This window comes from Stieleria sedimenti, from assembly GCF_025060895.1.
Lineage (GTDB): Bacteria > Planctomycetota > Planctomycetia > Pirellulales > Pirellulaceae > Stieleria > Stieleria sedimenti.
The window spans coordinates 1-3,540 of record NZ_JANZKV010000109.1 but is presented as its reverse complement, the minus strand read 5'-3'; the positions used below and the strand labels follow the sequence as shown (position 1 = coordinate 3,540).

The window sequence follows — 3,540 nt, the reverse complement described above, 5'->3', positions numbered from 1 at the left end:
CGGCGCGAGCCGTCCGGTGCCGCAAAACCTCCGCCAGACGGTGGATTCCCGGCGGCGGACTGCGTTTGGCCGGCGCAGCGAGACGAAAGTGCGTTTCGACGCATTAGCCGGTAAACCGGTCTTTTGCCCAGATCGCCAAAATCGGTACGCTTACCTAAAACCATTCGTGGTGGCGGCTTGCACTCGATCGCCCGCCGTCATGCGACCAGAATTCTAGACGTTGAATTGAAAGGATACTCCCGTGTTGATCGCCGCTTCTACTGAATGCTTTCCCGGTCTCGAATTGCTTGCCGCGATCGAACTTGCTTCCGACTTGGATTTCACCGCCATCGAGATTGCGTTGCACGAATCGGGGAACGTCAAACCGAGTGAATTGCTGGAGGACATGGATCGCTCCATCCAACTGCTCCGCCACACGCACCGGCTCGATATTTCGGGCTACAGCGTGCAATTGGCGTCCACCGGCGCGGATCATTACCAGCAGTTCGCCAAACTGTGTTGGATGGCCAAGACGACCAAGGTGGTCACGATCACCATTCCGTCAGCCGAACAGGGCACCCCCTTCAACGAGGAGGTCGAACACCTGCAGAAACTGGTCGAAATCGGTGAGGCCGAAGGGGTTCGCGTCAGCGTGAAAAGCCAGCTCGGTTGCTTAAGCGAGGATCCGGACACGTTGATGGTGCTGTGCAACAACGTCGATGGATTGGGCATCACCTTGGACCCGAGCGTTTACATCACCGGTTCGGCCAAGGGCAAAAGCCTGGACCACATTTTGAAGTTCGTTTGCAACGTGCACCTTCGCGACACGCGTCCCGACGCCTTTCAGGTCAGCGTCGGCCAGGGGGAAGTCGACTACGGAAAACTGATCACCCAGCTTGAACGCGAGAAATACGATCGCGCGTTGACGGTCAACATGACGCCCATGGAAGGTTTGGATCATCGGGTCGAATTGCGAAAGCTGCGTCGACTGCTCGAAACCCTCGTCTAAGGGCCCCTCAACTCTTCAACTTCGGGTGCCGTGGAAAAGGGGATTGTTGTGTCCGCCAGGGATCGTGCCGCCGAGCAGCTTTTTGCTGCGGAATCCATCAAGACGTTTGGCAGCGTGGTCGCTCAAGTGCTCGCCCAGCGGAGCGGCAATGCGGGCAAATTCCCGAGCGGCCAATTCCTGTACCGTTCGATCGGTTCCCCCCGGACGCGTGGCGGTTCGAAGCTGGCGCCGCGTTTGTCTTACGGTCGCCACCGTGGACCCGCCCGATCGGATTCACGACAGGCGGCCGTCGTGATTGTGGTCTATCCCCATCGGCAAACCGGGCGGCTGTGCCTGACGCTCACCCGTCGCCCCAAAGCCTTGTCGCACCACGGCGGACAAGTTTGTTTGCCGGGCGGGCAAATCGAGTCCGGCGAATCCTCCTTGCAGGCGGCGCTGCGGGAATACCAGGAGGAACTCGGGCTGCCGGTGGAGGTGATCGACGTGGTGGGGTGTTTGTCGCCGATCTACGTGTTTGCCAGCGACAACCTGGTGGATACCCAAATCGTCACCGCCCAAAGTCCCATCGCCCAAAGCCCGACTGCCGATTGGCGCCCCGACCCGGTCGAGGTGGACGAAGTGATCGAGATGCCGTTGGAGTGCCTGCTGCACCTGGGGGAACCAGGCGCTCCCCACTCGGCCCCCCATTGCACACTCATCGATCAAAAAAAACAGCGGATCGGTAAGAGTCAGGGCAGCGGCGAGGTATTCCAGTACAGATTCGGACACCGAGCGATCGAGTTTGAGGATTGCCTGGGACGTCGACGAGACGTCTGGGGCGCGACCGCGATGCTGCTCGGCGAATTTGCCGAAATCGTCGCGTGTGCCGTCGAGCACTGGGTGCGTGGGGTCGACAAACGAGACAGTCGATGAGCTGCCGCAGCGTTGCGACCGAACCACGGTTCGTGCGGGGGCACGCGTTGATTTTTTAAGCTTGCGCGGTGACGCCCGGTGATTCCAACACGGACTGCCCAAGTGGGGCAGTCGGGCCACGAAGGCCAGTGTTAAAATGGGATTGGAAAGAAACGGCGGTGACCGGTTGAGCCCGGCGAGCTGAAATTCTCGCTTTGGCTAACTTGGCCGACCACCCCCGGCTTCCTACAATTCGCACTCGAGTATCGGCGGATCACCGTCGGCCTCTCCTTTTCCCTGTTGCTTTCCCGAGGACCAAGACCATGGCTTCAGACGCCGTGAAAGAATTTACTGACGACAACTTTGATGCCGAAGTCCTTCAAGCCGATGGCGCGGTGCTCGTTGATTTCTGGGCACCCTGGTGCGGTCCGTGCCGTGCAATCGCTCCGATGATCGACCAGCTGGCCGAAGAAAACAGCAAGGCAAAGATCGGCAAATTGAACATCGATGATGCCCCCGGTGTCGCTCAAAAGTTCGGCATCACGGGGATCCCGACGCTGTTGCTGTTCAAGAACGGCGAGGTCGAGCACAGTTTCCGAGGCGGCAACACGACCAAAGCCGCACTTCAGGAAGCGATCGACGCGTCGGTCTAAGACGAAATGCTTCAGTACCTCCGCCTGCTCGAAGACATCCTTGAATCCGGCTCTGATCGGGGCGACCGCACCGGCGTCGGCACGCGAAGCCTGTTCGGCCGCCAGTTGCGATTCGATTTGTCCGACGGATTCCCGTTGTTGACCACCAAGAAAGTGCACCTTCGCTCGATCATTTACGAGCTGCTGTGGTTTCTTCGTGGTGACACCAACATCGCGTGGCTGAACGAGAACGGCGTGAAGATCTGGGACGAGTGGGCCGACGAGAACGGCGACTTGGGACCGGTCTATGGCCACCAATGGCGGTCTTGGCCGACCCCAGACGGGCAAACGATCGACCAGATCGCCTGGGTCGAAAACGAGATTCGCACCAACCCGCTTTCGCGTCGGCTGATCGTCTCGGCCTGGAACGTCAGCGAGGTGGGCGCGATGGCCTTGCCCCCCTGCCACACGCTGTTTCAGTTTTACGTTTCCGATGGCCGGCTCTCGTGCCAGCTTTATCAACGCAGTGCCGACGTCTTCCTGGGCGTCCCCTTCAACATCGCCAGCTACGCCTTGCTGACGATGATGATGGCCAGCGTGACCGGACTGAAACCCGGCGCGTTCGTGCACACCTTCGGCGACGTGCACCTGTACCAGAACCATTTCGACCAGGCCCGGGAACAGCTCTCCAGGGAACCCAAGCCGTTACCGGAACTGGTGATCGCTCGCGTGCCGGAATCGATCGACGGGTTTGTGTACGAAGACTTCGAGATCGTCAATTACGAGCCCCACCCGCACATCAAGGCCCCCGTTGCGGTCTGAACGCAGTGCAGCAGCAGAAAGTGGTGCGTCAAATATTGAACTCACGCTGCGCGACCCCAATGGCACGGGCAAGAGTGTTGGTGTGCAGGCTGAAGCCCAATACCGCTAAGTTAACATGAATGAGGGGGCCCGGACGCTGGCGCGAACCGGCTGATGTCAAACGAATATCAGCCGTTTGGCGCGAGCCTACGGGCCCTCATCTGAAGA

The 3,540-nt window shown here is 59.6% G+C and carries 4 protein-coding genes; all 4 read left to right on the top strand.

Annotated elements, in window-relative coordinates; all coding sequences use genetic code 11:
• The first annotated feature begins 241 nt into the window (after positions 1–241).
• The 4 genes from NZK35_RS15295 (at position 242) to NZK35_RS15280 (ending at position 3,333) form a co-directional block, all read left to right on the top strand.
• Positions 242–988: a sugar phosphate isomerase/epimerase family protein gene (locus NZK35_RS15295; protein ID WP_259633407.1), complete on the top strand. Its 747-nt coding sequence runs from the start codon at positions 242–244 to the stop codon at positions 986–988.
• A gap of 48 nt (positions 989–1,036) precedes the next feature.
• Positions 1,037–1,900 (top strand): NUDIX hydrolase, encoded by an 864-nt coding sequence (locus tag NZK35_RS15290; RefSeq protein ID WP_259633406.1) that lies wholly within the window; start codon positions 1,037–1,039, stop codon positions 1,898–1,900.
• 302 nt (positions 1,901–2,202) lie between these two features.
• Positions 2,203–2,532 carry a thioredoxin gene (gene trxA, locus NZK35_RS15285; RefSeq protein ID WP_095741422.1) on the top strand — a complete coding sequence of 110 codons (330 nt, stop codon included), beginning with the start codon at positions 2,203–2,205 and terminating at the stop codon, positions 2,530–2,532.
• A gap of 6 nt (positions 2,533–2,538) precedes the next feature.
• Positions 2,539–3,333: a thymidylate synthase gene (locus NZK35_RS15280; RefSeq protein ID WP_259633405.1), complete on the top strand. Its 795-nt coding sequence runs from the start codon at positions 2,539–2,541 to the stop codon at positions 3,331–3,333.
• Positions 3,334–3,540: the final 207 nt, after the last annotated feature.

Coding starts and splice junctions, on each gene's coding strand:
- trxA (WP_095741422.1), top strand. CDS start 2,203: ATGGCTTCAGACGCCGTGAAAGAATTTACTGACGACAACTTTGATGCC.
- NZK35_RS15280 (WP_259633405.1), top strand. CDS start 2,539: ATGCTTCAGTACCTCCGCCTGCTCGAAGACATCCTTGAATCCGGCTCT.